The 1,715-nt window shown below is 36.9% G+C and carries 1 protein-coding gene; it reads left to right on the top strand.

Going from position 1 to position 1,715, the window contains the following annotated elements; translation table 11 throughout:
• Nucleotides 1–145: 145 nt before the first annotated feature.
• On the top strand, nt 146–1,715 hold a 1,570-nt coding region (locus Q0296_RS05945; protein WP_298037980.1), incomplete at its 3' end, for a GGDEF domain-containing protein.

Genomic DNA, 1,715 nt, shown 5'->3' on the forward strand with positions numbered 1-1,715 from the left:
GAGCTAAGTTATCTGCCAAAAGATGAGGAGTGCAAGAAATTTGTTGAGCATTTTTACGCTAGATACGAGGCTATCGGCAACGATGTCGATGATAGCGGCGAGTGGCAAAGGTGGCAAAAGCTAGCCCAAGAAGCGGAGAGTGGCCGTGCTTGATAGGATAACAAATTTTCACAACGGCTCATTTTTATTTATATTTGCCCTGATTATTGCTTATTTTTTTGCTATTTATCTGGGTGATCAGTTTTATCTGACAGCTATATCGGTCGGCACTGATGTAGTGATCGCCTTGTTTTTGTTCTTTTTCTTAAAAAGTAGTAGAAATTTAAACTCATACTGGACCTATATATTTTTAGCTATCGCGAGCTGGGCGCTGGCTGATATCCTTTTATTGCTTTATGATAGATCGCTTCTTATGCCAGGAAACATCTCCCGCACGGATCTTATGCAAATTTTATATTTGATCCCATTTTTTATGTTTCTTGTATCTGCCATTGCTTTTTTTGCAAAAATTTTAAAAAGAGTGATATGGCAGCAAGTCGTGGTAGATGCGCTTGCTTTGATGCTTATTACAGTTAGTTTTTTTTGGTTTGTAGTTTTTGATAGAAGTCTAGCAGTAGCGCTTAATAAAGAATTTGTGACTAGCCTTTCATACATCATAATGGATATTTTTATCTTTTGCTTTGTCTTTGTTGTCGCATTTTCACTAAATTTTGTATCAAAAAAACCAGCTTTTAGCTATAAAAGAGTTAGCCTACTTTTATATCTATTAGCCTTGCTTATCATTTGCATTTGCGACGCATACTACTCGTCAAAGGCCTTTTTGACACATGGCGGCACAAATGTTCATTACGAGTTTTTCTTTAAAGTTGCATTTTTTATTATATTTGTAGCTTGCTTGCACCTAAAAGAAAACGAGGCAAATATCAAGATAAGAAGCTACAGAAAAGACTATACAAGGGCGCTTATATATAAATTTGTCACCTTGCTTTTCATCTCTTTGCTTTTTTTGGGAGCTGCTAATACCGATAAAATTTACTCTGTATGGATAGTTTTTCTACTTATGGTTTTGCTAGCCTATGCAGCGCTAATTTATAGTATCTCAAGCACAGTTGCTATGAGGGATTTAGCTAGATCTGAAAGGCATATCATCGCTAAACTAGATGAAGAGATCCAAGATAGTTTAAGAGAGCTTGAAGAGAAAAACGAGCGCTTAAGGCAGCTTAGTGAATTTGACTCACTCACTGGGCTTTTAAATAGACAGTCGTTTTTAAGCAAACTATCAGAGATGATAAAGACTAAAGCGCTTGGTGAGAAGATAGATATTTATAGCATCGACATCAACCACTTTAAGGCTATAAACGACTCATACGGCCACTACGTGGGCGATGAGGTGCTTTTAAAGCTTTCTAAAAATATCAAAGCTATCTTGCCAGAAGGTGCTATCATCTCAAGGTTTGGTGGTGATGACTTTATGATAGTTTTAAAGCAAAAAAATGAGGGGCATTATAGAGAATTTTTATACTACCTGCTAAACATCATAGCCGAGCAAATCTCAGTTGGCGACTATAAGATAGCTCTTGGGGCAAAGGTTGGCGTTAGCTCAACGCAAACAAGCGAAATTTTAGCTGATGATCTCATCATGCAAGCTGGAGCCGCACTTGATTCAGCCAAAAGAGATGTCAATACAAAATATGTCTTTTATGATGATATAAAAG

It is taken from the genome of uncultured Campylobacter sp., from assembly GCF_937890585.1.
Lineage (GTDB): Bacteria > Campylobacterota > Campylobacteria > Campylobacterales > Campylobacteraceae > Campylobacter_A.